The 21991-nt window shown below is 42.3% G+C and carries 24 protein-coding genes; 8 read left to right on the top strand and 16 right to left on the bottom strand.

Annotation, left to right across the window (positions count from 1 at the left end):
• Positions 1-297: hypothetical protein (locus Q4G98_RS09310; protein ID WP_301961937.1), on the top strand; the 297-nt coding region annotated here is incomplete at its 5' end.
• 35 nt (positions 298-332) lie between these two features.
• On the opposite strand, the gene Q4G98_RS09315 is transcribed toward Q4G98_RS09310, so the two are convergent.
• The 5 genes from Q4G98_RS09315 to nagZ all read right to left on the bottom strand — a co-directional run bounded on the left by Q4G98_RS09315 (position 333) and on the right by nagZ (position 5527).
• Positions 333-710, bottom strand: a complete 378-nt coding sequence (locus Q4G98_RS09315; RefSeq protein WP_298562900.1) for a DUF1667 domain-containing protein — start codon at positions 708-710, stop codon at positions 333-335.
• 2 nt (positions 711-712) lie between these two features.
• Positions 713-1978, bottom strand: coding sequence for an NAD(P)/FAD-dependent oxidoreductase (locus Q4G98_RS09320; RefSeq protein WP_298562901.1), 1266 nt, complete (start codon positions 1976-1978; stop codon positions 713-715).
• Between the two features lie 2 nt (positions 1979-1980).
• The gene (locus tag Q4G98_RS09325; RefSeq protein ID WP_298562902.1) at positions 1981-3444 is read right to left on the bottom strand and encodes an NAD(P)/FAD-dependent oxidoreductase; all 1464 of its coding nucleotides are present in this window, start codon (positions 3442-3444) and stop codon (positions 1981-1983) included.
• 180 nt (positions 3445-3624) lie between these two features.
• The gene (locus Q4G98_RS09330) at positions 3625-4323 is read right to left on the bottom strand and encodes a phosphatase PAP2 family protein (RefSeq protein WP_301961938.1); all 699 of its coding nucleotides are present in this window, start codon (positions 4321-4323) and stop codon (positions 3625-3627) included.
• A 19-nt stretch (positions 4324-4342) separates the two neighbouring features.
• A complete protein-coding gene (gene nagZ, locus Q4G98_RS09335) occupies positions 4343-5527 on the bottom strand; it encodes a beta-N-acetylhexosaminidase (protein WP_298562904.1) in 1185 nt (394 codons plus the stop codon).
• Positions 5528-5679: 152 nt separating this feature from the next.
• Between nagZ and Q4G98_RS09340 the strand changes: the two genes are divergently transcribed.
• On the top strand, positions 5680-6216 hold the full coding sequence (locus tag Q4G98_RS09340; protein ID WP_177562209.1) for a hypothetical protein: 537 nt from the start codon (positions 5680-5682) through the stop codon (positions 6214-6216).
• A 69-nt stretch (positions 6217-6285) separates the two neighbouring features.
• On the opposite strand, the gene gyrA is transcribed toward Q4G98_RS09340, so the two are convergent.
• The 11 genes from gyrA to dnaA all read right to left on the bottom strand — a co-directional run bounded on the left by gyrA (position 6286) and on the right by dnaA (position 17900).
• On the bottom strand, positions 6286-8817 hold the full coding sequence (gyrA, locus tag Q4G98_RS09345; RefSeq protein WP_301961939.1) for a DNA gyrase subunit A: 2532 nt from the start codon (positions 8815-8817) through the stop codon (positions 6286-6288).
• A 23-nt stretch (positions 8818-8840) separates the two neighbouring features.
• On the bottom strand, positions 8841-9608 hold the full coding sequence (locus tag Q4G98_RS09350; RefSeq protein ID WP_298562907.1) for a TSUP family transporter: 768 nt from the start codon (positions 9606-9608) through the stop codon (positions 8841-8843).
• A 26-nt stretch (positions 9609-9634) separates the two neighbouring features.
• A complete protein-coding gene (locus Q4G98_RS09355) occupies positions 9635-10345 on the bottom strand; it encodes a thiamine diphosphokinase (protein ID WP_298562909.1) in 711 nt (236 codons plus the stop codon).
• Positions 10345-10650: a hypothetical protein gene (locus tag Q4G98_RS09360; protein ID WP_298562911.1), complete on the bottom strand. Its 306-nt coding sequence runs from the start codon at positions 10648-10650 to the stop codon at positions 10345-10347. Before Q4G98_RS09360 ends, Q4G98_RS09355 begins: the two co-directional genes overlap by 1 nt.
• Before the next feature lie 14 nt (positions 10651-10664).
• Entirely contained in the window at positions 10665-12587 is a 1923-nt protein-coding gene (gyrB, locus tag Q4G98_RS09365; RefSeq protein WP_301961940.1) for a DNA topoisomerase (ATP-hydrolyzing) subunit B, read from the bottom strand.
• Positions 12588-12640: 53 nt separating this feature from the next.
• Positions 12641-12910, bottom strand: coding sequence for an extracellular matrix regulator RemB (remB, locus tag Q4G98_RS09370; RefSeq protein ID WP_298562915.1), 270 nt, complete (start codon positions 12908-12910; stop codon positions 12641-12643).
• Positions 12911-12915: 5 nt separating this feature from the next.
• A complete protein-coding gene (locus tag Q4G98_RS09375) occupies positions 12916-13734 on the bottom strand; it encodes a DUF721 domain-containing protein (RefSeq protein ID WP_298562916.1) in 819 nt (272 codons plus the stop codon).
• Positions 13735-13737: 3 nt separating this feature from the next.
• A complete protein-coding gene (gene recF / locus Q4G98_RS09380) occupies positions 13738-14862 on the bottom strand; it encodes a DNA replication/repair protein RecF (RefSeq protein ID WP_177562225.1) in 1125 nt (374 codons plus the stop codon).
• 3 nt (positions 14863-14865) lie between these two features.
• Positions 14866-15087: an RNA-binding S4 domain-containing protein gene (locus Q4G98_RS09385; RefSeq protein WP_177562227.1), complete on the bottom strand. Its 222-nt coding sequence runs from the start codon at positions 15085-15087 to the stop codon at positions 14866-14868.
• Positions 15088-15101: 14 nt separating this feature from the next.
• Entirely contained in the window at positions 15102-16211 is a 1110-nt protein-coding gene (gene dnaN / locus Q4G98_RS09390) for a DNA polymerase III subunit beta (RefSeq protein WP_177562229.1), read from the bottom strand.
• 276 nt (positions 16212-16487) lie between these two features.
• Positions 16488-17900 (bottom strand): chromosomal replication initiator protein DnaA, encoded by a 1413-nt coding sequence (gene dnaA, locus Q4G98_RS09395; RefSeq protein ID WP_293662707.1) that lies wholly within the window; start codon positions 17898-17900, stop codon positions 16488-16490.
• A 361-nt stretch (positions 17901-18261) separates the two neighbouring features.
• Here dnaA and rpmH point away from each other — a divergent pair, with 361 nt between their 5' ends.
• From rpmH to mnmE, 6 genes are read left to right on the top strand one after another with little or no spacing between them, the layout of a single operon-like run.
• Entirely contained in the window at positions 18262-18396 is a 135-nt protein-coding gene (gene rpmH / locus Q4G98_RS09400; RefSeq protein WP_021718820.1) for a 50S ribosomal protein L34, read from the top strand.
• 59 nt (positions 18397-18455) lie between these two features.
• Entirely contained in the window at positions 18456-18815 is a 360-nt protein-coding gene (gene rnpA, locus Q4G98_RS09405) for a ribonuclease P protein component (RefSeq protein WP_298562919.1), read from the top strand.
• Positions 18816-18826: 11 nt separating this feature from the next.
• The gene (yidD, locus tag Q4G98_RS09410) at positions 18827-19036 is read left to right on the top strand and encodes a membrane protein insertion efficiency factor YidD (RefSeq protein WP_113077623.1); all 210 of its coding nucleotides are present in this window, start codon (positions 18827-18829) and stop codon (positions 19034-19036) included.
• Between the two features lie 60 nt (positions 19037-19096).
• Positions 19097-19726 (top strand): YidC/Oxa1 family membrane protein insertase, encoded by a 630-nt coding sequence (locus Q4G98_RS09415; protein ID WP_021718818.1) that lies wholly within the window; start codon positions 19097-19099, stop codon positions 19724-19726.
• A gap of 21 nt (positions 19727-19747) precedes the next feature.
• Positions 19748-20515, top strand: coding sequence for an RNA-binding cell elongation regulator Jag/EloR (gene jag / locus Q4G98_RS09420; protein WP_177562236.1), 768 nt, complete (start codon positions 19748-19750; stop codon positions 20513-20515).
• A 56-nt stretch (positions 20516-20571) separates the two neighbouring features.
• Positions 20572-21975 (top strand): tRNA uridine-5-carboxymethylaminomethyl(34) synthesis GTPase MnmE, encoded by a 1404-nt coding sequence (gene mnmE / locus Q4G98_RS09425; RefSeq protein WP_301961941.1) that lies wholly within the window; start codon positions 20572-20574, stop codon positions 21973-21975.
• Positions 21976-21991: the final 16 nt, after the last annotated feature.

Raw genomic sequence — 21991 nt, forward strand, 5'->3', positions numbered from 1 at the left:
TTTGGTTATTGTTCAGTTTTCAAGGTTCTGCTTGCCGTTTTTGACGACTTGTATATAATAGCATTCCCCGTTATTTCTGTCAACACCTTTTTTGTAACATTTTTTATATTTTTCGATGATACACCAGGCAGCGTTGGCAAAGCCTTCCGCTTGACCACAAGCCATTTTCCGGTTATTTTTTCTCAAAATTTCATATCTTTGGCCTTGTCCTCCATTCAAAAACGTTTCTATTTCCTTTGCATTCCACTGAATTCAGCAAGCTTCTGCCAAAAAGAAAACCCGGTTTTGCCTGCTTAAGCAAAACCGGGTTCAAACACTTTACTTATAAACCGTTATTCCTGATGTACTTCCATTGAACGGCTGGCAACAATATCTACGCCCAAGCCCAGAATATTTTCTACAATAACCTGACCTTCAGACACCGGAGCCTCTATAATAACCTGGCGCAGTGCAGCGGCACAATCCAAAATACGTTCTTTGGGCAGCGTATTTTTAGATACTACCGACACCAATGGTAAAAGTCCCCCGTTTACCCGTACCGTGCTTGTCAGCATCCGCTTAGGCGCAACAACCTCGTCATGGGCATATTTCGGCCCGCGGGGGCAGGTATTGCCGGTAACGCCCGTTACCGCACCATCTTCTATAGTAACAGTCATCTCACAGCCTAAAGGACACATGATACAGTTCATTATGCGAGTTTCTACAGCCATCTTTATGCCTCCTTGTTCAGTGCCACAGTCAAAGTGTCTCCGATAAGCGCTGTTTTCTCCGCCGGAATATCCACAGCAATCATTTCACTTGGTTTGGCAACAGGCAGCATTTTTGTCAAAATGACATTTTCGCCGCTTTTTACTTCTAATTTTACTTTACGTTCCGGATTAGCCACACGCATAAACAAGCGTGCTTTTTCACCATTTTCAGGCAAAGACAGTCTTTGCGGCACGCAGGTACGTACGCCGTCAGCAGCAGTTACATTCACCGTCCGCAGCTGCCCTTCCAATTTTCCCTGAGCATCTAAAGCGGCAAATTTACCCGCTATTTCCGCTTCTTCCGAAACAAAATCTACCAGGTCATGTACGTGCACTACATTGCCGGCCGCATAAAAACCAGGCAGACTGGTACGGCGGCGTTGATCCACGATCGGACCGCTGGTCAGTGGATGCATTTCTAAAGCCAACCCGCGCGACAGCTCATTTTCCGGAATCAAGCCGACAGAAAGCAGTAAAGTATCACATTCAATATCAAATTCAGTCCCGGCGATCGGCTGCATTTTTTCATTGACCTTTGCTACGGTCACGCCGGTAACGCGGTCACGCCCATGGATTTTTACGATCGTATGGGAAAGGTGCAGAGGAATATTATAATCATCAAGGCACTGCACTATATTACGTGTCAAGCCATTGGAAAAGGGACAAATTTCCAGCACAGCCTGTACTTTACAGCCTTCTAGACTCATTCTTCTGGCCATGATGAGGCCAATATCACCACTGCCTAAAATAACGATTTTATGTCCCGGCAGATAGCCTTCCATATTTACCATCCGCTGTGCCGCTCCGGCAGTAAAAACGCCTGCCGGGCGTTCACCCGGAATTCTGATCGCGCCGCGGGTACGTTCACGGCAGCCCATAGTCAGGATGACGGTTTTACCTTCAATTTTCAAAAGTCCGTGCTCCGGGCTGACAGCGATAACAGTTTTATCCTGCAAAACTTCCAAAACCATTGTATCAACTAGGGTCTCAATTTCCGGTTTATCCTTGATCAGTTCAATGCAGCGATAAGCATAGCCAGGCCCTGTCAGCTCTTCTTTGAAATGATGCAGGCCAAAGCCATTATGGATACACTGCTGCAAAATTCCGCCCAATTCGCGGTCACGCTCAATGACCAGAATACTTTCGGCACCGTTCTGCCAGGCGCTGTAAGCGGCAGAAAGACCTGCCGGTCCACCACCGACAATAATTACGTCATATAAATTTTTCATCTTTATGCCTCCCCCTCATCTGCAGAAATTTTTTCATAAAACAAATGAGAATCAGCACGTTCTTTTAGAACTTCCGGTACTGGTATTCCCAGTTCACGGGCTAAAATCTGGGTAACGCGCGGGCCGCAGAAGCCTCCCTGACACCGTCCCATACCGGCACGTGTCCGGCGTTTGACACCATCGACCGTTTTAGCTCCGCAGGGAGCTTTGATCGCATTGATGATCTCCGCTTCCGTAACTGTTTCACAGCGGCAGATAACGCGTCCATACAAATTATTTTTTTCAATAAGTTCAGCCTGCTCTTCATGCGACAATCTGTGAAAAAGCGGATTATGCGGCAAGGCAGCTTTAAAATCAGCTTTTTTAGCAGCCGGACAATAAGCCAATACCGCTTCCGCAAGCATTTCAGCTACTGCCGGAGCAGCGGTAAGTCCAGGCGACTGCATACCGGCCGCATTAAACAGACCGGCTACGGGAGAAGCACCAATAATAAAATCTCCGCTGCCGGAAACTGCGCGCAGTCCTGCAAATTCAGTGATCGAAGCACCCATTGGTAAATTCGGGATCAGCTTCCTGGCAGAATTCATGATCTCGTCCATGCCCGTCAAAGTCACTGCAGTATCTTCCTTATTCTCCAGCTCCTGGGCATTAGGCCCGATAAAAGTATTGCCATGAGTAGTCGTACAAATCAAAATACCTTTAGAGGTTTTGCTGGGTGTCGGAAAAACAACACCTTTCACCAGGCTATCTGCAGCCGTTTTATCAAAAAGAATATATTCGCCGCGGCGCGGATGGATAGTAAAGCTTTCATCACCGGCCAGCCGTGCGATACCGTCTGCATAAACGCCGGCAGCATTGATTACGCAAGCCGTCCTGATCAGACCTTTGGAGGTTTCTACCGCCGTGATTTTACCGTCTTCCTTGATAAAGCCAGTCACGCGGCAGTCAGTAATTACTTCAGCGCCATTCTGCACCGCGCACTGGGCAAAAGCCACAGCCATGGCAAAAGGCCAGCAAACGCCGGCAGAAGGTGCCCATAAAGCACCGACTACTGTTGTCAGATTTTTTTCTTTAGCTAAAACTTCTTCTCTATTTAAAATCCGCAGACCTTCAACACCGTTTTTCTGGCCGCGTTCCAACAATTCCTGTAAAGTCTGCATTTCTTCTTCACTGGTAGCGGCAACAAGCGAACCTGTCCATTCGATATCCAGTCCTAATTCCCTGTGCAGCTGATGATATAATTCGTTGCCGCGCACATTGGTAAGTGCTTTCAAACTGCCTGTTGGTGCGTCAAAACCGGCATGCAAAATAGCACTGTTAGCTTTGGTAGTACCAGCAGCAAGGTCCGGCTCCTTTTCAACGAGCACACATTGCAAATCATACTTCGATAACTCACGCAGAATCGCCGTACCAACAATACCGCCGCCGATAACAACAACATCTGTTGTTTTGAAAAATTCCATCATTTCACATCCTAAACAAAAATTCTAAGTTATACTTAGTAATTTTATCACATTCTTTACAAAAAAAGAACTTACTTTATACTTTTCCCTAATAAAATTTCATTTTTGTCACCACAGGGACTTTTATCGTCCCTATAACCTGAAAAAATAACCTGTCTGCTTTTGACAGGCTATTACAACTTTTTACTTAGTCTTGCTGTCAGGAATCATTTTATCCAACAAAACTATACATCTATCGCTTAACGGCGTCAATAAAACCCAACTCAACCCAACCAAAGCAATACTTAAAGAACCTACGGCAATATCTGTGAACCAGTGCGCTCCGGCCATAATCCGCGGCAGGACGAAAATCATTAAAATAACGCAGCTGCCTGCAAAAGCCTTTTTCCCAAAATATTTCAGCATGAATCCGGCATAAATCATCAGCATCAGACCATGATCGCCCGGGAAACTGTCAAAAGAATAGTCCTTGGCTTTAAAAGCCAGCATTTTACTGACCCGGTGGATATCTTCAAAAAATCCTGTCGGGCTGCAGCGCTGCACAGGGAGCAAATGTCCCAGCTGATTTAATACCACCGCAAAAAAAAGCATTGTGATACCAATAAACCACATTTTACGTTTACCATAATGATCCTGCTGCAAATAATAATAACCATATAAGGCCAGCATGGCCATTAAAGAAATGATATCGAAATGCCGCATGTTCGTAAGCCCGACTATGTATGTAAAAATACTTCCCGGCAGAAGCTGTTCATTAAAATAATAAAAAATATTTCTATCCAAAGTAAACCAGAAACCATGTTCAGCCGGTAAATACCAGCTGAAGAAAATTGCCAGGCCTACAGCATTTAAACAGATGATTTTTACAAAATTTTTTCTCACTTCTTACTCCTTATTCCTTTTACTGCGCCTCTTTCTGCAAAGCCTGCAGCAATTCCTGCTGTTTGCCGGCATCTAATAATTTACGCATTTTATTTTCTACTATTCTTATAGCTGCCTCATCAATAGCGGCAGCCGGCAAATTATTTATTTTAACGGCTTCCAGCACGCCTTGATAAACCTGCCGCTGATGCTCATAATTATGGCAGACCAGCAAAATATCGGCACCGGCCTGCACCGCCGCGACACCCATCTCACGGAAACCGTACATGCTCGTCAAAGCACCCATTTCCATATCGTCGGTAATAACGATACCCTGGAATCCAAGCTCAACGCGCAGAAAATCATTGATTACCCGGGGTGAAACACTGGCCGGCAGAGTATCCAGTCCTGTATAAATCAAATGCCCTACCATGACCATAAAGTCCTGATTATTAAAATTTTGGATAATATTTTTAAACGGTACCGCATCTTCTCTCAGTAAAACTTCTTTCGACGCTGTAATACGGTATTGCTCTGTATGCGGGTCAACTTCACTTTTTCCCATACCGGGAAAATGCTTCAAGCTGTAAATCATACCTGCCTGCTCATAACCCCGGCAGGCTGCTTCGGTAAATTTACTTACAGTAGCGGCATCCTGCCCATAAGATCTGCTGTAAGGAATATCAATATCCAAAACCGGGGCGAAATTAACATTGAACCCTATCGTTTCCAGTTCGCTTGCTGTCTGGTATGCCCAGCGCCGTGCCTCCTCAGGTGTTCCCTGTGCAGCTATTTGGGCTGCTGCAGGAGCAACGGTCAGCTTGTCTTTCATTCTGGCCACCAGGCCGCCTTCCTGATCAACGCCTAAATACAACGGCAATTTATTATATTCTTTATTCAGCCGCTGCAAATTGGCATTCAAGCCTGTTACCTGATATTTGTTATTCATATTACGGTCAAATAAAATCACTCCGCCGATATGATAATCACGCAGCATACTTAAAGCCTCGGCATCGATTTCCTGACCGTCAATACCGATCAGCAGCATTTGCCCGACTTTTTCCTCCAGACTCATACCGTCAACCATTTTTACCGCAGCCTCGTGCAGCGTCGGCGCTTTAACTTCCGGCTTCGGTTCAGCACTGTGCCCACAGCCGGTAAATAAAAAAGCAGTCAAAAAAACAATCAAAGCCAGCCCTCTGCCGACCGCAAGTATCTTCTTCATAGTGACCTCATTTCTAGAATTTAGCTATATGTGTATTTTAACATACTTTCTTTAACTTTTACAAAGGTTTTACCAACAGTCATACTTGAAAAATTGACAGCTTCCTTAGATTAAATTAGAATAAAATCAAAAAGAAAAGCAGGTGATAAATAATGAAACGTATCTTATATCTGACTTTCACTATCATATTTGCTCTGACTATTTTTACTGCCGGAGCCTGGGCCGCCGAAAAAACTTCGGCTGTTTCGGATAAACTTCTGACGCAGCAGCAGGTCGATGAACTTTTACAGGACAGTAAGAATCAGGCCGCATATGTCAAGATCGACGAAGATGCTTATAAGGTTTATCCTGCTTTAAAAGACAAAAAATCACTCCGCAAAGAACTGCTTAAAAATCTTCCCACTAATAAGGTACTTTATTTTTTAACAGCCAGTGAACAGACTTTTACTCTGGCATTTGATGTCATCAAGGATCTGGAAAAATCCGGACGTCTTTATGATAACAGCCGTTATATGGGCGGTAAGGATGATTCTGATGCCGGAGCGGAAACTGCCAATGAAAATATTCATAAGTTCTGGTTTATGAAGATCCCCCGTGGCAGCACTGTTTATGATGACGGCGTCAATGTCGGTATCGGCATCGGTATTGGCCGACATCACCGCGGCGGCGGTATTGGTATCGGCTGGTAAGTCTGCTAAGTAAAAAAGCACAAGCCCTGCATAGCAGGGCTTGTGCTTTTTTTCTTCTACAGCTTGCTTTTAATTTTCCTCAGTAATCACTGCTGTTTCCGTATTTACTACGTCAGCAGTTTCAGTAACAGTCTCACCGGTCACAGCATCTTCTGCGCAGGTTTCTTCATCCTGCTGAACAGCAGCTAAAGAAACTACTTTATCATCATCGTTCAGCGTCATCAGTTTCACACCCTGAGCATTACGCCCAAACTGGGAAATGCCCTCAACGTCGATACGGATAATGATACCAGCAGCAGTGATCATCATTATCTCCTGTCCCGGAGTAATAACTTTCATACCGATCACGATACCGGTTTTTTCGTTGACTTTGATATTGATCACGCCTTTACCGCCGCGGGTCTGTTTCCTATATTCGCTGACAGCGGTACGCTTGCCGAGCCCCTGCTCAGTCGCAGTCAGTACCTCACTATTTTCGCCGGTCACGCTGTCCATGGCCACAACTACATCGCCATAGTTCAGCTGGATACCGCGTACACCATGAGCAGTACGGCCCATCGGACGTACATCCTGTTCGTCAAAACGAATCGCGATACCGTTTCTGGTGGCCAGAATGATTTCCGAATTACCGTCAGTCAACTCTACCCCGATCAGCTGTTCATTGTCATCCAACGTGATAGCGATCAGGCCGACTTTACGGGCGCTGTTGAAATCTTCCAGATTGGTCTTTTTAACAGTACCTTTATCTGTGGCCATGAACATATACTGCTCTGCCTTAAACTCTTTGACGGGAATGACCGCCGTGATCTTTTCACCCTGCTCGATCGGCAACAGATTGATGATCGCAGTGCCTTTGGCCGTCCGTCCGGCTTCTGGGATTTCATAACCTTTTTGTCTGTAAACACGGCCCTTATTGGTGAAGAAAAGAATATTATGATGAGTTGTCGATAAGAACAAATGCTCGGCACAGTCATCGTTTTTCTTGCCGCTGCCGCCTGTTTTACCAACGCCGCCGCGTTTTTGATTACGGAAATTATCCAATGTCTGGCGTTTGATATAGCCCTGATGACTGATCGTGATCACAATATCTTCTTCTGCGATCAGATCTTCCATATCCATGGAAGAAGTATCGTGCGAAAGGATCGTCCGGCGCGCGTCGCCAAATTTCTTCTTCATTTCCAGCAGATCTTCTTTGATAATATTTAGGACTTTCTGTTCGTCTGCCAAAACGCTCTCCAACCAGTCAATCGTTTCCATAACGTCGATATATTCGTCATCGATTTTTTTACGTTCCAAACCTGTCAGACGCTGCAGACGCATATCCAAAATAGCCTGCGCCTGACGCATACTCAGGGTAAATCTTTCTACCAGGGCAGTCTTGGCAATATCGGCATTAGCGCTGCTGCGAATAGTCGTAATAACTGCATCCAGATTATCCAGTGCAATTTTCAAACCTTCCAAGATATGCGCGCGATCTTTAGCCTTGCCCAGTTCATATCTGGTACGGCGGGTAATAACTTCTTTCTGGTGATTCAGATAGTGGACCAGGATCTCTTTCAGGTTCAAGACCCGCGGATGGCCGTCAACCAGCGCCAGCATGATAATGCCGAAGGAATCCTGTAATTTGGTATGTTTATATAACTGATTTAAAATGACATCGGGAACAACGTCATTTCTCAATTCAACAACAATCCGCATCCCGCGGCGGTCAGATTCATCACGCAGATCGGTAATACCTTCGATCACGCCGTCTTTAACCAGCTGAGCAATGCTCTCGATCAGCCGGGCCTTGTTGACCTGATAAGGGATCTCGGTAACGACGATGCGGTGCTTGCCCTTCTGCATCGGCTCGATTTCTGCCTGAGCGCGGATCTTAACTATACCACGGCCGGTAGTATAAGCACTGCGGATACCTTCAGTACCGAGGATCATAGCGCCGGTCGGAAAATCAGGACCTTTGATAGCCGTCATCAATTCCGGTATTTCCACATCAGAATTATCGATCAGCATGATCAGTCCGTCAACTACTTCGCCCAGATTATGCGGAGGGATATTAGTCGCCATACCGACAGCGATACCGGCACTGCCGTTGATAAGAAGAGCAGGTACCTTCGCCGGCAGAACGCTTGGTTCTTTCAGCGACTCATCATAGTTAGGCACAAAATCAACAGTCTCTTTTTCAATATCTTCCAGCATTACTTCGGCAACCTTGGCCATACGCACTTCAGTATAACGCATGGCAGCAGCCGAGTCACCGTCGACACTGCCAAAGTTACCATGCCCGTCTACCATCAGATAGCGTGTGGAAAAATCCTGTGCCAGACGTACGATAGCATCATAAACGGAACTATCACCATGAGGATGATATTTACCGAGAACTTCACCGACGATACGGGCAGATTTTTTATAAGGCTTATTGGAAGCCATGCCAGCTTCCTGCATCGCGTATAAAATTCTGCGGTGAACCGGTTTCAAACCGTCACGCACGTCAGGCAAAGCACGCTGCACGATAACGCTCATCGCGTAATCGATATAGGATTTTTGCATTTCTTCTTCAATGTAGACCGGTAAAACTTTACCAGCACCTGTCTCTAAATCCACAATATCACCTCAACATCTCATAATTACTTAAACAATAATTCATAAACCTGTTTGCCTATCAAAAGTGTAGTTACGATCAAATACAGCGGTTTAACATAAGAAGCTCCATGTTTGATCGCCATACGGGAACCGAAATAAGCACCCGTGACCATGGCAACGCCCATTAAAAGACCGTAAGTCCACAAAACTGACCCGCTTAAAGTAAATGATAACAGCGCCCCGATACCGCTGGCAAAGTTCAAAGCCTTGGCATTACCGGCTGCCGTTACAAAATCATAACCTAAAAATAAAAATCCGAAAATCAGGAACGAACCTGTTCCCGGACCAAAAAAACCATCATAAAAGCCGATACCGAAGGCCATTGCCGCTGAACCCAGTAAAGCAGCCAATCCCAATTGCTTTACTGCCGAAACATCGCCCCAGTCCTTACGGCGATAAGTATAAACGGCAACTACGACCAAAAGCACGACGATCACATTTTTCATCAGCTGTTCAGGCAGCAGATAGACTACATACGCCCCTAAAGCTGACCCAAGAAAAGAAAGCGGCATCAGGCTTAAAGCAACTTTTTGATTGATCTTGCCTGCCCGCCAGAATGAAAACACACTCATCAAACTGCCCATGGACGCAGCCAGTTTATTGGTCCCTAAGGCAAAATTTACCGGCAGACCCAACGCCAGCAATGCCGGTGTAGAAATCAAACCGCCGCCGCCTACTGTAGAATCGATAAACGAAGCAACAAATCCTGCCAGTAATAAAAAAGCGATCGTACTCGGATCTAAAATTTCCAAAATCTTCCCCTCACCCATCAACAAGCTTAAATTTTATATTTAAGATAAAAACCTACACTGCCCTGATCGCAGGTAAAAATAACTTTTTCCTGCTCAATCATATTGCTGACAGCATAAGGATGTGTCAAAAATAATGGCGAATGCTCTAAGTTCCACTGTACGCCCTGCAAAGTGACTTCATTCCTGTCTGCCAACGGCAGCAGCGACAAAGCCTCGATATTTTCAGGCCGGGCAGGTTTAAAAAGCAAGCTTTCACCCTGCTGCAGCAAGACCATGATTTCCTTTTCATCAGCTAAAACAACCTGTACGCCACGCTGATTTTTATAATGCAGCAAGGAAAAAACATTACTGTAAAGATGATCAAACCTTCCGCCCCAAATACCGCTGGCAACGATATTCACAGCTTCCGGCAACGCAGCCAGAAGCAGCTGTAAGTCTGTATCATCCTTTAATGGCTCATGCAGCAATATTTTTACTCCCGCCGCCTGAGCCTGCTGCCAGCAGTCTTGAGCAGCACTGTCGGCATCACCGCATAACCAGAGCGGCTTTAAATTATTTTCATAGCAGCATTCGATACCTTTATCTGCACAATAAATATCTTTCGCTGCCGCTGTTTGTACCAGCCATTCAGCAGCAGGTTTTCTGCCGCCCGCTAATAATACAGCTGTTGAAGAGCCCTGCCTGGAAGTTTTTATCTCCAGTTTTCCCTGAGGCAAAAACAACTGCCAGCTGCTCATTATTTCAAAACCTTCTTTTTAGCAGGAGCAGGTTTGATGATGATCTGTCCCTGTTCCTTCTGTACTTTCCAGACAACCTCACCATTACCATTTTTAAACCAGTCCATGCTGACTTCCAGCAGGTATTGATTCAATTTATCCTGAGCTTCGGCCGGCAATAATAATTCTTTAGCCGGCACTGCTGTTTTATTTTTTATTTTAGCAGCAACAGTTTTTTCATCGGCATCGAAGGTATTTTCAAAGCTTTCTTTTTCTATATACCCTTTAAACATTTCTTCGTCAGAAAGATTTTTTTTGATTTTCATAATGACCTCCGCGTTTACAGGTCCAGATTTCTTACTTTACCGGCATTAGCTTCGATAAACTGACGCCGCGGTTCTACTTTATCGCCCATCAGTATGGAAAAAATAGCATCTGCTTCAGCAGCATCTTCCAAATGGACCTGCAGGATCGTCCTGCCTTCAGGATTCATCGTTGTTTCCCACAGTTGTTCAGGATTCATTTCACCTAAACCTTTATAACGCTGGATATAAGGATTACTGTCACGGCCTACTTCATCCAGAACAGTCTGCAGCTCATCATCACTGTAAGCATATAAATGTTTTTGTCCTTTACGCACCAGATATAAAGGCGGCTGTGCGATAAAAACATGTCCTTCTTTTATCATAGGCTGCATATAACGATAAAAGAATGTTAACAGCAACGTCCTTATATGCGCGCCGTCGACATCGGCATCTGTCATGATAATGATTTTACCGTAACGGGCTTTTTCCAGATCGAAATCTTCACCTATACCACAGCCAAAAGCAGTGATCATATTTCTGATTTCATCGCTGCTCAAGATTTTATCCAGTCTTGCTTTTTCAACATTCAAAATCTTGCCGCGCAAAGGCAGGATCGCCTGAAAACGCCGGTCTCGTCCCTGTTTGGCACTGCCGCCTGCAGAATCACCTTCGACGAGGTAAATTTCTGTCTCTGAAGCGTCCTTGCTTTGACAGTCGGCTAATTTGCCGGGCAGGCTGCTGATCTCCAAAGCACTCTTACGCCTTGTCAGTTCACGGGCTTTGCGGGCAGCCATACGCGCTCTGGCCGAAAGGATCGATTTTTCTACGATTCTTTTGGCAATAACAGGATTTTCCTCAAAAAATTCTCCCAAGCCTTCGCTGACCAGATTATCGACGATCGGCCGGATCTCACTGTTACCAAGCTTTGTTTTAGTCTGGCCTTCAAACTGAGGTTCCTGGATCTTGATACTGATAACGGCAGTCATACCTTCACGAACATCATCGCCGCTGAGATTTTCTTCACCGTCTTTCAAAGCGCCTATTTTCCGGACATAATCGTTGATAGTACGCGTCATAGCCTGTTTAAAACCGCTTAAATGCGTACCGCCCTCTTCAGTATTGATATTGTTGACAAATGTAAATAAATTCTCTGTATAAGTATCGCAGTACTGCAGAGCTACCTCGACGATATTCGTATCTTTGATACCTTCGATATAGATAGGCTCATCATGGAGTTTATCCTTATTCTCATTCACATATTTTACAAACTCGATAATACCGCCTTCGTAATGAAAGCTTTCCTGTTTGCCGGTACGCTCATCATTAAGATTGATACGGATACCCTTATTCAAAAAAGCCAGCTCACGAATCCTTAACCGCAGCGTTTCATAACTGTAGATCAGCTCCGTAAAGATCGTTGCATCAGGTTTAAAATGTACAGTCGTGCCTGTTTCTTCAGTAGTACCTTTTTCATAAAGCGGTACTACGGTTTTGCCGCGTGAAAATTCAATTCCATAAATCTTACCGCTGCGGCGTACTTCAACTTCCATATGCTCACTGAGCGCATTAACGCAGGATACACCTACGCCATGCAGACCGCCGGAAACCTTATAACCGCCGTCACCAAATTTACCGCCGGCATGCAGGATCGTCATAACTACTTCTACAGCAGGTTTGCCAACCTTATGCATTTCTACAGGAATACCGCGGCCATTATCACGCACAGTAATACTGTTATCGCTGTGAATAGTTACATCGATCGCATCGCAATAACCTGCCAAAGCTTCGTCTATACTGTTATCAACTGTTTCATATACCAAATGATGCAAGCCACGGGCAGAAATACTGCCGATATACATACTCGGTCTTTTACGTACAGCTTCCAGACCCTCCAGGACCTGGATCTGCCCGGCACCATATTGTCCCTTAACCTCAGTTGCTTCTTCCAAATTAGACATAGTAACCTCCACATTCCTATAATTCAAGTATCTTCACTGCTTATTTTCAGCAATCAAAAACTTTTATAAATAGCATCACTGCCAAAATCTTCTTCTGCCCGGCGTTTTAAAGTTAAAGCCGAAATGCCAGACAAATATAAGGTATCAGCTGTTAAAATACAACTGGAACATTCACCATTCTCTGATAAATCGATAATTTTATATCTGTCTTTATAAATAGAAATATAGCTATCATAGATTTCCGAATGCTGATCACGAATATTAAAAATAGCTATAATATCAGTATTTTTGATCATACAGTCAGCACCAAGATGCAGATACATAGCAATTATTTCCTCCGTAATCCCTTAATAATATTCTGGGCAAGCTGTTCACTGATCTTATCAGGATGCATACCTGTTTTTAACATCACAGCTGTCATTTCTTCTCTGACATCAGCCTGACTGTTATATACCTTAGCATAATAATACTGTTTTAAAGCATTTTTTACACTATCGAATAACATTTTATCACATTTAACATATTTTTGACAGTCACTGTAATTCAACCAGGGTTCAGATGTCAAAATAGATACTATTGCTGTCCGTAATTTTTCCTTTTCATAGCGCTGACAAACACGGCAAAGATCATTTTTTTCAGTTACAGCCGCACCACAACATTTACATTGCAGATCGTTATTTTCTATAAGCAATGCTTTTTTTCTCTGCAGGCAAACCTTGCGAAAATGAGCCAGTTTTTTTTGCAATTCCTGATCCTGAACATTCACCAAAGCCTGACTGATAGAAGTTTTTTCAGCATCTGTCAAAGGCGCGAAATTTAATTTTACTTCCTGCTCTTCTTTGGGCAGATGCAGTAGATTTTCAATAGAACCTGTAAAAAACTTTATATCCTTCACAGGATCATTAGTCATAACGCGGTTGATATTATTGATAAACTGCTGCTTCATCATCAAAAGATGATTGGCCCAGACGGAGCTGTCAGTATTTATATATAAAACCTTGCGTTCCAGACGCACAGGTTTAGAATGTCTGGCTACACTTGATCCACAGATCTGTTCCCATTTACTCTGCATAGCAAAAATAAAATATTTATTACGTCCTTCCTGATTCGGAAGCATTTTTAAAAGGACTCTTTCTATGCCTTCCATTTTTTATCCCTCTGCTATCCTGCCTTCAGTGATCCTGAAATAGGCATTGCCGCTTAAATCAGGAATCAGGGCTTTATCATTTACCGTAATAAAAGTTTGAACTTTACCGTCGATAAATTTTAAAAGCTGACAACGCCTTTGATCGTCAAGTTCACTCATTACATCATCCAGCAGTAATACCGGAAATTCGTCTATTTCCTGACGCACATATTCAAGCTGCGCCAGCTTTACAGCCAAAGCAGCACTACGCTGCTGTCCCTGTGAACCAAAAGCTTTTAAAATTCTCCCATTTACTTTGAAAAGTAAATCATCACGATGGGGACCTATACCTGTACTGCCGCGCAGAATATCGATCTGCCGGCGTTCTGCCAGCTTCTGACTATAAAAATCTTCCCAGCAAAAAGTTTCTTCAGGATAAAGAAGTTCACCATTATTAGCTTTTAACTCGTAAAAAACAGTTAATTCTTCTTTTTCACCTGTCAAAGCAGCATAAACAGCCTTAGCAAGCTTTTTTAATTTCTGCAGAGCGGCCAGTCTTTTAGCGGCTATTTTTGCAGCAGTCAAAACAAACTCCTGATCCCAGGTCGCCAAAAGTTCAGCACTTGCTCCGTTATCGCGAATATCTTTAAGCATTCTGTTACGCTGCTGTAAAATACGATTATATTTTACAAGCAGATCATAATAAGCTTTATCTGTCTGAGATATCTGCATATCAAAAAAACGTCTGCGCAGGGCAGGTTCACCTTTGATCAGCTGCAGATCTTCAGGCGAAAACATAACCATATTCAAAGTTCCATAATGTTCTTTAGGCTTGACCTTAACATCATTTAAAAATAATTCTTTTTTCTTTTTACCATCAAGAGATTGCCTTTTGATCTTAACGTCATTGAGTCCATGCAGGTCTTCAAAATTAACTCCGACAGCAAACTGATCTGTATCCAGACGCTGCATATCATCTTCCTGCGCAGTACGATGCGACATTCCAAAAGCAGCATAAAACATTGCTTCTAAAAGATTGGTCTTCCCCTGAGCATTTTGGCCATAAAAAATATTGACCATAGAAGTAATATTTAAACAGCATTCCTGATAGTTTCTGAAATTAACGGCATAGAGTCTTGTTACTCGCATAAATTATTCCGTTACAACGCTTATTTCGATCTGTTCATCCAGAACAACAATATCATGAGGAAAAACTTTTTTACGTTTTTCCGTAACGACAACGCCGTTCAATGTAACCACTCCTGCGGCAATAGCTTCATGAGCCTGGCCGCCGGACTCTAAAATGCCGGCATATTTTAAAAGATTGGAGATCGTAATAAACTCAGTATTGATACCAACGGTTATTTTTTCCATTTTTTACCTTCTTTTTAAAATACGACTCTGACAGGCGTAACAATATAAATATAATTACTTTCAGTAGTCGGTTTGATGCAGACAGGGCTCAAAGAAGTATTCAGCTCCATTGTAGCCTGTTCATCAGCCAGATTTTTTAAAATATCGATGATATATTTGGAATTAAAAGCAACATTGATCGCTTCGCCCTGAGTCTGACATTCGATAACTTCACGGCCTTTGCCAACATCAGGACTGCTGGAGCTGACGACGATCTCATTATTGCCGACGCTGACTTTAATAATACTGTAATCGCCATCGCTGGAGAATAAAGAAACACGTTCTACGGCTCCTGCAAGTTCTTTAACATTAAACAGGGTTTTGATATTAAAGGCAGGCGGAATAACTCTGCGATAATCCGGGAACTTACCTTCGATAAGACGTGAAACGATCACTACTTTTTCGATCTGAACCATGATCTGGTTATTTAAGAGCGAAAGCTTGACTTCCTGAGGCAATTCACTTGTTAAGTTACGCGCGATCTCACTTAAAACTCTGGAAGGAATGATCATCGACATTGCTTCGCTGCTTTCCTGCTCCATAGTTTTGATCGATAAACGGTGAGTATTAGTACCGACAAAAGTTATTTTACCATCCTGAAGTTCCACTAAAATACCGGTAAATAAAGGTCTGGCTTCGTCTGTAGAGCAGGCAAAAATAGTCTTTTTGATCAGTTCCTTGATTTTTTCATCTTCCAGTACGATCTGTTTATCAGCGTTGAATTCAGGGAATTTAGGATAATCGTCTTCATTCATCAGTAAAAGCTGAAAATCAGATTTATCGGACTGAACATTGATAGTTTTTTCTTCTTTATTTTTTAAGATAGTAACATTTTCACCGGGAAGTTTTCGCATCAATTCTGAAAAATGCTTGGCTGAAACTACTATTTCACCTTTTTCCTGAATTTCCGCTTCAATGCTGCAAGCTATGGCCATATTCAGATCCATTGCCTGGATCTCTAAAATATTATCATCTGCGATTAAATGAATACCGGAAAAGATAGGAGTACTAGGTTTGGAAGAAATAGCTCTTTGAACTGTTTGGATTGCTTTGTTAAGGTTAGTTGTTTTACAGGTAAAAATCATGTTATACAGACCTCCATCTTTTTTATTATTGCTATATTAATTTAAAATCTTAGTAGACGTCGTAGTAGGGAGTGTGAATATGTGGAAACAGCTTACAAACGCTGACAACAGCATTTATAAAACTTGTTGATAGAAATGTGGATATTTGGGAAAATTAATGCACATTATCAACAGTTTTAAGATTCCTGTTTTTTATTAACTTCTTATCCACAGAAATCATACAACTTATCCACAGAAACTGTAGATAAGTATAATATAATAGTAGAATTTTGAAAGTTATTGTTTTAGTTTATCTGTCAGATAAGTAATAGTTTTTTCACAATTGGGATCTTCTTTAATTTTTTTAGCTATTTTTTCATAAGCGTGAATGACAGTTGTGTGATCGCGCCCGCCAAAAAATTCACCGATTCTTGGATAGGAAAAATCTGCCATTTCACGACACAGATACATGGCTATCTGCCTTGGATAGGCAATATTCTGCGTTCGTTTTTTGGTGAAAAATTCTTCTTTTTTGATTTTAAAATAGTCAGCGGTTACCTGAAGGATATCATCGAAAGTGACCTGTTTATTTTTAGTACTGGTACCCATGGCATCAAGAATTTTCTTGGCCAGATCTATCGTGATCGGACTGCCCATCAGAGAGGCATATGCTACTATTTTGGTATAAGCGCCTTCTATTTCACGAATATTGGTATCAATACTGGATGCAACCAGCGAAATGACATCGTGGGGGATAGAGATATTTTCTGATTCTGCTTTTTTTCTTAAAATAGCTATTCTTGTTTCCAGATCCGGTGATTGAATATCGGCCAGCAGGCCTGATTCGAAACGTGAACGTAATCTGTCTTCCAGAGTTTCGATTTCACGAGGCAGCCGGTCACTGGAAATAATGATCTGTTTATTTGCTTCGTATAAGGTATTGAATGTATGGAAAAATTCTTCCTGCGTCATTTCCTTATTTTTTAGAAATTGAATATCGTCGATGATTAAACAGTCTATATTACGATATTTTTTTCTAAAGGCGTCGGTATTTTTATTTTGAATAGAATTGATTATCTCGTTGGTGAATTTCTCACTGGAAATATATAATATTTTCATTTTGGGATCGTTCATTTTTATCTGATTGCCGATCGCATGCATCAGATGTGTTTTACCGAGGCCTACACCGCCGTAAATAAAAAGAGGGTTATAGGCTTTAGCCGGATTTGAAGCTACTGCCTGGGCTGCCGCATAAGCAAATCTATTGGAATTACCTATAACGAAAGTTTCAAAAATATATTTTGGATTAAGATTGCTCTGAATATCTTCTTCAAAAAGATCCTGCTGTGTAAAATTGTTTTTTAACGGCGGTAAAACAGTTGCTGCAGGTGAAGAAACTGTTTTAGTATCCATCACAGCAGTTTCTGCTGCAGCTGCAGTAATATCTTCAGATTTCAGGTCCAGATTTTCGATTTTAAATTGCAGATTTGTACCGGTAATGCTGGATAACATACCTTCAATGACTGTAGTATATGTTTCTTCAAGCCATTTTTTTGTGAAATTATTTTTGGCGCCTACTTTTAAGTAGGTATCTGTTATTTCCAAGGGTATCAGAGGTTTGATCCAGGCGTTATAAACATTTTCACTGGTAGATTCGTGAAATTTTTCCAGGAATTTTACCCAAACCTCCGCTAAATCATACGAACTCATAAAATACATCCTTCCTGTGGCTGCTTGCAAACGGCTTGTAAGGCGTTCAAATAATGTTTCGAAACAAAAAATAATAGTAAGGCTTATAAAAAATCCTACAGTCGTCTTTATGTGGCTGTAAAATATAAAAAATGGCATAGTAAGACTATTATTACTATCACTATATTTTATCAAAATTAAGAGTTATTAGCAATTTTTAATTGTGAAGAAAATTTTGAATGAGGGAAAATAATAAAAATTTCTCGAACTAAGTGCTTTATTCTTGACACTTGAAGTTGTTTCTAATATAATTTCTGTAGCTATCAATTCAAATCAATATAGAATTTGATAAAACTAGTGAGTGGTAAGGAGGTAAGATTTCATGAAACGTACTTTTCAACCTAACAACCTTAGAAGAAAAAGAACCCATGGTTTTAGAGAAAGAATGAAAACTTTGGGCGGTCGTCAAGTTCTCAAAAGAAGACGTGCTAGAGGCAGAAAGAAATTGTCTGCATAATATCATAAAAATAGGCCGCGAGAGTGGCCTATTTTTTCCATGCGGGCAGGTGCAAGAATTTGGAACTAAGAAAAAAGTTCACTTTTCCTAAAAAAAATCGAATCAAGTCTAAAGCCGGTTTTCAGTTGGTGTATACTACCGGCCGTTCTGTCGTTGACAGTTTATCTGTCCTCTATGTTTTGCCTTTAGACGCGGAAGGGCCCAAGATTGGTTTTGCTGTCGGTAAAAAAATTGGTAATGCCGTAGTACGCAATCGTGTCAAAAGGATGATGAGAGAAGTGTTTCGTCATCATAAATCGGAATTGCTGATGAATGTACAGCTTATTTGGGTAGCCCGTAAAAAGCTGGCTACCGCAGATTTAAAAACTTATGATCGAGTATTTATGCGTTTAGCTAAAAGAGCCGCTTTGTTGAAGTAAGGTGAATTTCTGTGAAAACATTGATGATTGTTTGTATCCGTTTTTATCAGTTATTTATTTCACCGTTATTTCCGCCTACGTGCAGGTTTTATCCTACATGTTCTCAATATGCCATTGAAGCGATCCGTAAAAAGGGCGCTTTAAAAGGAGGCTGGCTGGCAGTTAAAAGGATTGCCAAATGTCATCCTTTCCATCCGGGCGGTTATGACCCTGTTAGTTAACAACTTGATAATGCAAATTAAAGTAGTACATATATACACTAACCTCTAAGGAGTGATATCTTGGATTTTCTCAGCAATATTGTTCAGCAGGTCATTACAGTACTTTATAATATGACTGCTACTGTTGGTTTACCAAATTATGGTCTGGCGATTATTATTATGACGATCATCGTTAAAATACTGTTGTATCCTTTAACGAAAAAACAGATCGAATCTACTAAAGCTATGATGGCTATGCAGCCTAAAATGAAAGCTATTCAGGAAAAATATAAGAACGATAAACAGCGTTTGAATATGGAATTGGCTAACCTTTATAAACAGGAAAATGTCAATCCTTTGGCAGGCTGCCTGCCTTTATTGGTACAAATGCCGATCATGATCGGTATTTTCTATGGCATCCGTGATTTTCATTATGTTGGACCGGCTAATTTCTTATGGATCCAAAGTATTTCCAATCCTGATCCAATGTATATCCTGCCGGTTTTATCAGCTTTGACTACTTTTGTGCAGTCTAAACAGACGATGCCGGATACTTCTTCAGCACAGAATAAAATGATGCTGTATTTTATGCCGCTCTTTATCGGTTATATCAGTTTTAGCTTCCCGGCAGGCCTGGTGCTTTACTGGGTCGTAATGAACCTGATGCAGATCGGTCAGCAGGCATTGATGAACAAGGCTACTGTAAAATAATTGCTACAGGAGGCGAAAAAGATGGGTTTCCTCGAAAAAACAGGAAAAAATGTTGATGAAGCTTTGGAACAGGCTTTAAATGAGTTAAAAACTACTCGTGATAAAGTAAATATTGAAGTTGTCGAAGAAGCAAAAAGCGGTTTATTCGGTTTATTTTCTAAAAAAGCCAAAATTCGCGTTACTTTAAAAGATGCTGCTGCTAAGATCAGTGATGTCGTTGAAGAAGCTTTGGATAATATCAAAGCGGATGTCCAGGCCGGCAAAGAAGAATATAAAAGCACAGCAGCACCAGCTGATCCGGAAACTGCAGTCAAAAAAGAATTTGTGATCGATGAAGAAGCAGTTCAGGCCGGTAAGGAATTTTTACAGAAAATTTTCCTCTCAATGAAAATTGAGGTGGTTATGGAAAAATTCGTCAATAAAGCTGACGGTACTGTTACTTTAAAACTGCATGGGCCGGATATGGGGATCCTGATTGGTAAACATGGCCAGACCCTGGATGCTCTGCAATATCTGACCAATCTTGTTGCCAATAAAAATTCCAGTGAAAGAATCCGTCTCATCATCGACGTTGAAGATTACCGGGAACGGAGAATCGAAACTTTGAGCCGTCTGGCTGTACGTCTGGCTGACAAAGTTAAACGTAATGGTGAAAGAGTCGTTCTTGAACCGATGAATCCGCATGAAAGAAAGATCATTCATATGGCTTTACAGAATGATCGCCGTATCACTACTTTGAGCGAAGGCGAAGAACCTTATCGTAAAGTAGTGATCGAATTAAAAAAATAATTTGTGTCTGAGACCCAGTAATTTATGTTACTGGGTTTCTCTATTGGAGAGTAATTATGGTAAAGAAGCATCCTGTTGCGGAAACTGGCGATACGATCAGCGCTGTTATTACGGCTTTAGGCGAAGGCGCAGTGGGCATAGTCCGTATCAGCGGCAATGAAGCAGCAGCTATCGGAGATAAAATGTTCCAGTCGGTATCAGGTAAAAAACTGACAGAGCATGCATCACATCTGCTGGTTTATGGACACGTAGTTGATGAAGCAAATAATAAAATAGACGAAGTGCTCGCTGTTTATATGCGGGGACCGCGTTCTTATACTGCTGAAGATGTGGTGGAGATCCAAAGTCATGGCGGTCTGCAGTCTTTAAAAACCATACTGGGTTTAACTTATAAACTGGGCGCGCGCCCGGCCGAACCGGGAGAGTTTACGAAAAGAGCTTTTTTAAATGGGCGGATCGATCTGATCCAGGCGGAAGCGGTAATGGATATTATCAAATCCCGCAGCGAAGCATCTTTAAAAATGGCAGTACGCCAGCAGGACGGTCAGCTGTCCAAAAAGATCAAAGGCCTGCGCCGGAATTTACTGGATCTTGTCGTTAATTTGGAAGCGGTTATCGACTACCCGGAAGATGATATTGAAGAAATAACTTTTCATACGGTCAGCGAAGGTATGGAAAAAGTAAAACAGGAACTGGAATACCTGATGCAGCATGCCCATACCGGGAAAATATTACGTGAAGGATTGCAGACAGTTATTGTCGGCCGTCCTAATGTAGGAAAATCAAGTCTTTTAAATGCCCTGCTGAGTGAGGAACGGGCCATAGTTTCAGAATATGCCGGTACTACGCGCGATGTGATCGAAGAACAGCTGCTCTTGGGCAGCGTACCTTTGGTTTTAGTCGATACGGCCGGTATCAGGCAGACTGAAGATTATGTGGAGCAGATCGGCGTTGCCAGAAGTAAAGAACGTCTGGATAAAGCAGAACTGGCAGTAGTCGTCTTAGACGGCTCGCAGACTTTGACTGAAGAAGATGAAGAAATTTTACATGCGGTCGAAGGCAAGCCATGTGTTATAATAGTAAACAAAGGTGACCAGCCGCAGGTCAATGATCTGGCAGCTTTGCAAAAACGGTTTGGCGCAGACAGAGTACTGCTTTTATCTGCTAAGACCGGCGGCGGGCTGGAACAGTTTACGGCCTGGCTGCAAAATTATGTTTATGGCTCGGAGCATGCTTTGGCAGGCGGCGCTTATGTACAGAACGCACGTCATGAAAAACTGCTGCGTGAAGCCTTGCTCAGTGTGGAAGAAGCCATAAGGGCAGCCGCTTCGATGCTTCCTTATGATTGTATCGTTATCGATCTGCATAAGGCGATAGCTGCGATGGGTTCGATCACTGGTGATACTCTGCAGGACGAAATCATTAACGAGATCTTTTCAAAATTCTGCGTTGGGAAATAAGAGTTGAGTTTGTAGG

This window comes from uncultured Phascolarctobacterium sp., from assembly GCF_958349595.1.
GTDB lineage: Bacteria > Bacillota > Negativicutes > Acidaminococcales > Acidaminococcaceae > Phascolarctobacterium.

What these genes read in the sequence shown, in the direction of transcription:
- mnmE (WP_301961941.1), top strand. Translation starts at nt 20,572, where the DNA reads ATGGTAAAGAAGCATCCTGTTGCGGAAACTGGCGATACGATCAGCGCT.
- Q4G98_RS09355 (WP_298562909.1), bottom strand. Translation starts at nt 10,345, where the DNA reads ATGAGCAGCTGGCAGTTGTTTTTGCCTCAGGGAAAACTGGAGATAAAA.
- Q4G98_RS09325 (WP_298562902.1), bottom strand. Translation starts at nt 3,444, where the DNA reads ATGATGGAATTTTTCAAAACAACAGATGTTGTTGTTATCGGCGGCGGT.
- Q4G98_RS09340 (WP_177562209.1), top strand. Translation starts at nt 5,680, where the DNA reads ATGAAACGTATCTTATATCTGACTTTCACTATCATATTTGCTCTGACT.
- dnaN (WP_177562229.1), bottom strand. Translation starts at nt 16,211, where the DNA reads ATGATTTTTACCTGTAAAACAACTAACCTTAACAAAGCAATCCAAACA.
- nagZ (WP_298562904.1), bottom strand. Translation starts at nt 5,527, where the DNA reads ATGAAGAAGATACTTGCGGTCGGCAGAGGGCTGGCTTTGATTGTTTTT.
- recF (WP_177562225.1), bottom strand. Translation starts at nt 14,862, where the DNA reads ATGCGAGTAACAAGACTCTATGCCGTTAATTTCAGAAACTATCAGGAA.
- Q4G98_RS09315 (WP_298562900.1), bottom strand. Translation starts at nt 710, where the DNA reads ATGGCTGTAGAAACTCGCATAATGAACTGTATCATGTGTCCTTTAGGC.
- Q4G98_RS09385 (WP_177562227.1), bottom strand. Translation starts at nt 15,087, where the DNA reads ATGGAAAAAATAACCGTTGGTATCAATACTGAGTTTATTACGATCTCC.
- Q4G98_RS09375 (WP_298562916.1), bottom strand. Translation starts at nt 13,734, where the DNA reads ATGGAAGGCATAGAAAGAGTCCTTTTAAAAATGCTTCCGAATCAGGAA.
- remB (WP_298562915.1), bottom strand. Translation starts at nt 12,910, where the DNA reads ATGTATCTGCATCTTGGTGCTGACTGTATGATCAAAAATACTGATATT.
- jag (WP_177562236.1), top strand. Translation starts at nt 19,748, where the DNA reads ATGGGTTTCCTCGAAAAAACAGGAAAAAATGTTGATGAAGCTTTGGAA.
- gyrB (WP_301961940.1), bottom strand. Translation starts at nt 12,587, where the DNA reads ATGTCTAATTTGGAAGAAGCAACTGAGGTTAAGGGACAATATGGTGCC.
- Q4G98_RS09320 (WP_298562901.1), bottom strand. Translation starts at nt 1,978, where the DNA reads ATGAAAAATTTATATGACGTAATTATTGTCGGTGGTGGACCGGCAGGT.
- Q4G98_RS09360 (WP_298562911.1), bottom strand. Translation starts at nt 10,650, where the DNA reads ATGAAAATCAAAAAAAATCTTTCTGACGAAGAAATGTTTAAAGGGTAT.
- rpmH (WP_021718820.1), top strand. Translation starts at nt 18,262, where the DNA reads ATGAAACGTACTTTTCAACCTAACAACCTTAGAAGAAAAAGAACCCAT.
- dnaA (WP_293662707.1), bottom strand. Translation starts at nt 17,900, where the DNA reads ATGAGTTCGTATGATTTAGCGGAGGTTTGGGTAAAATTCCTGGAAAAA.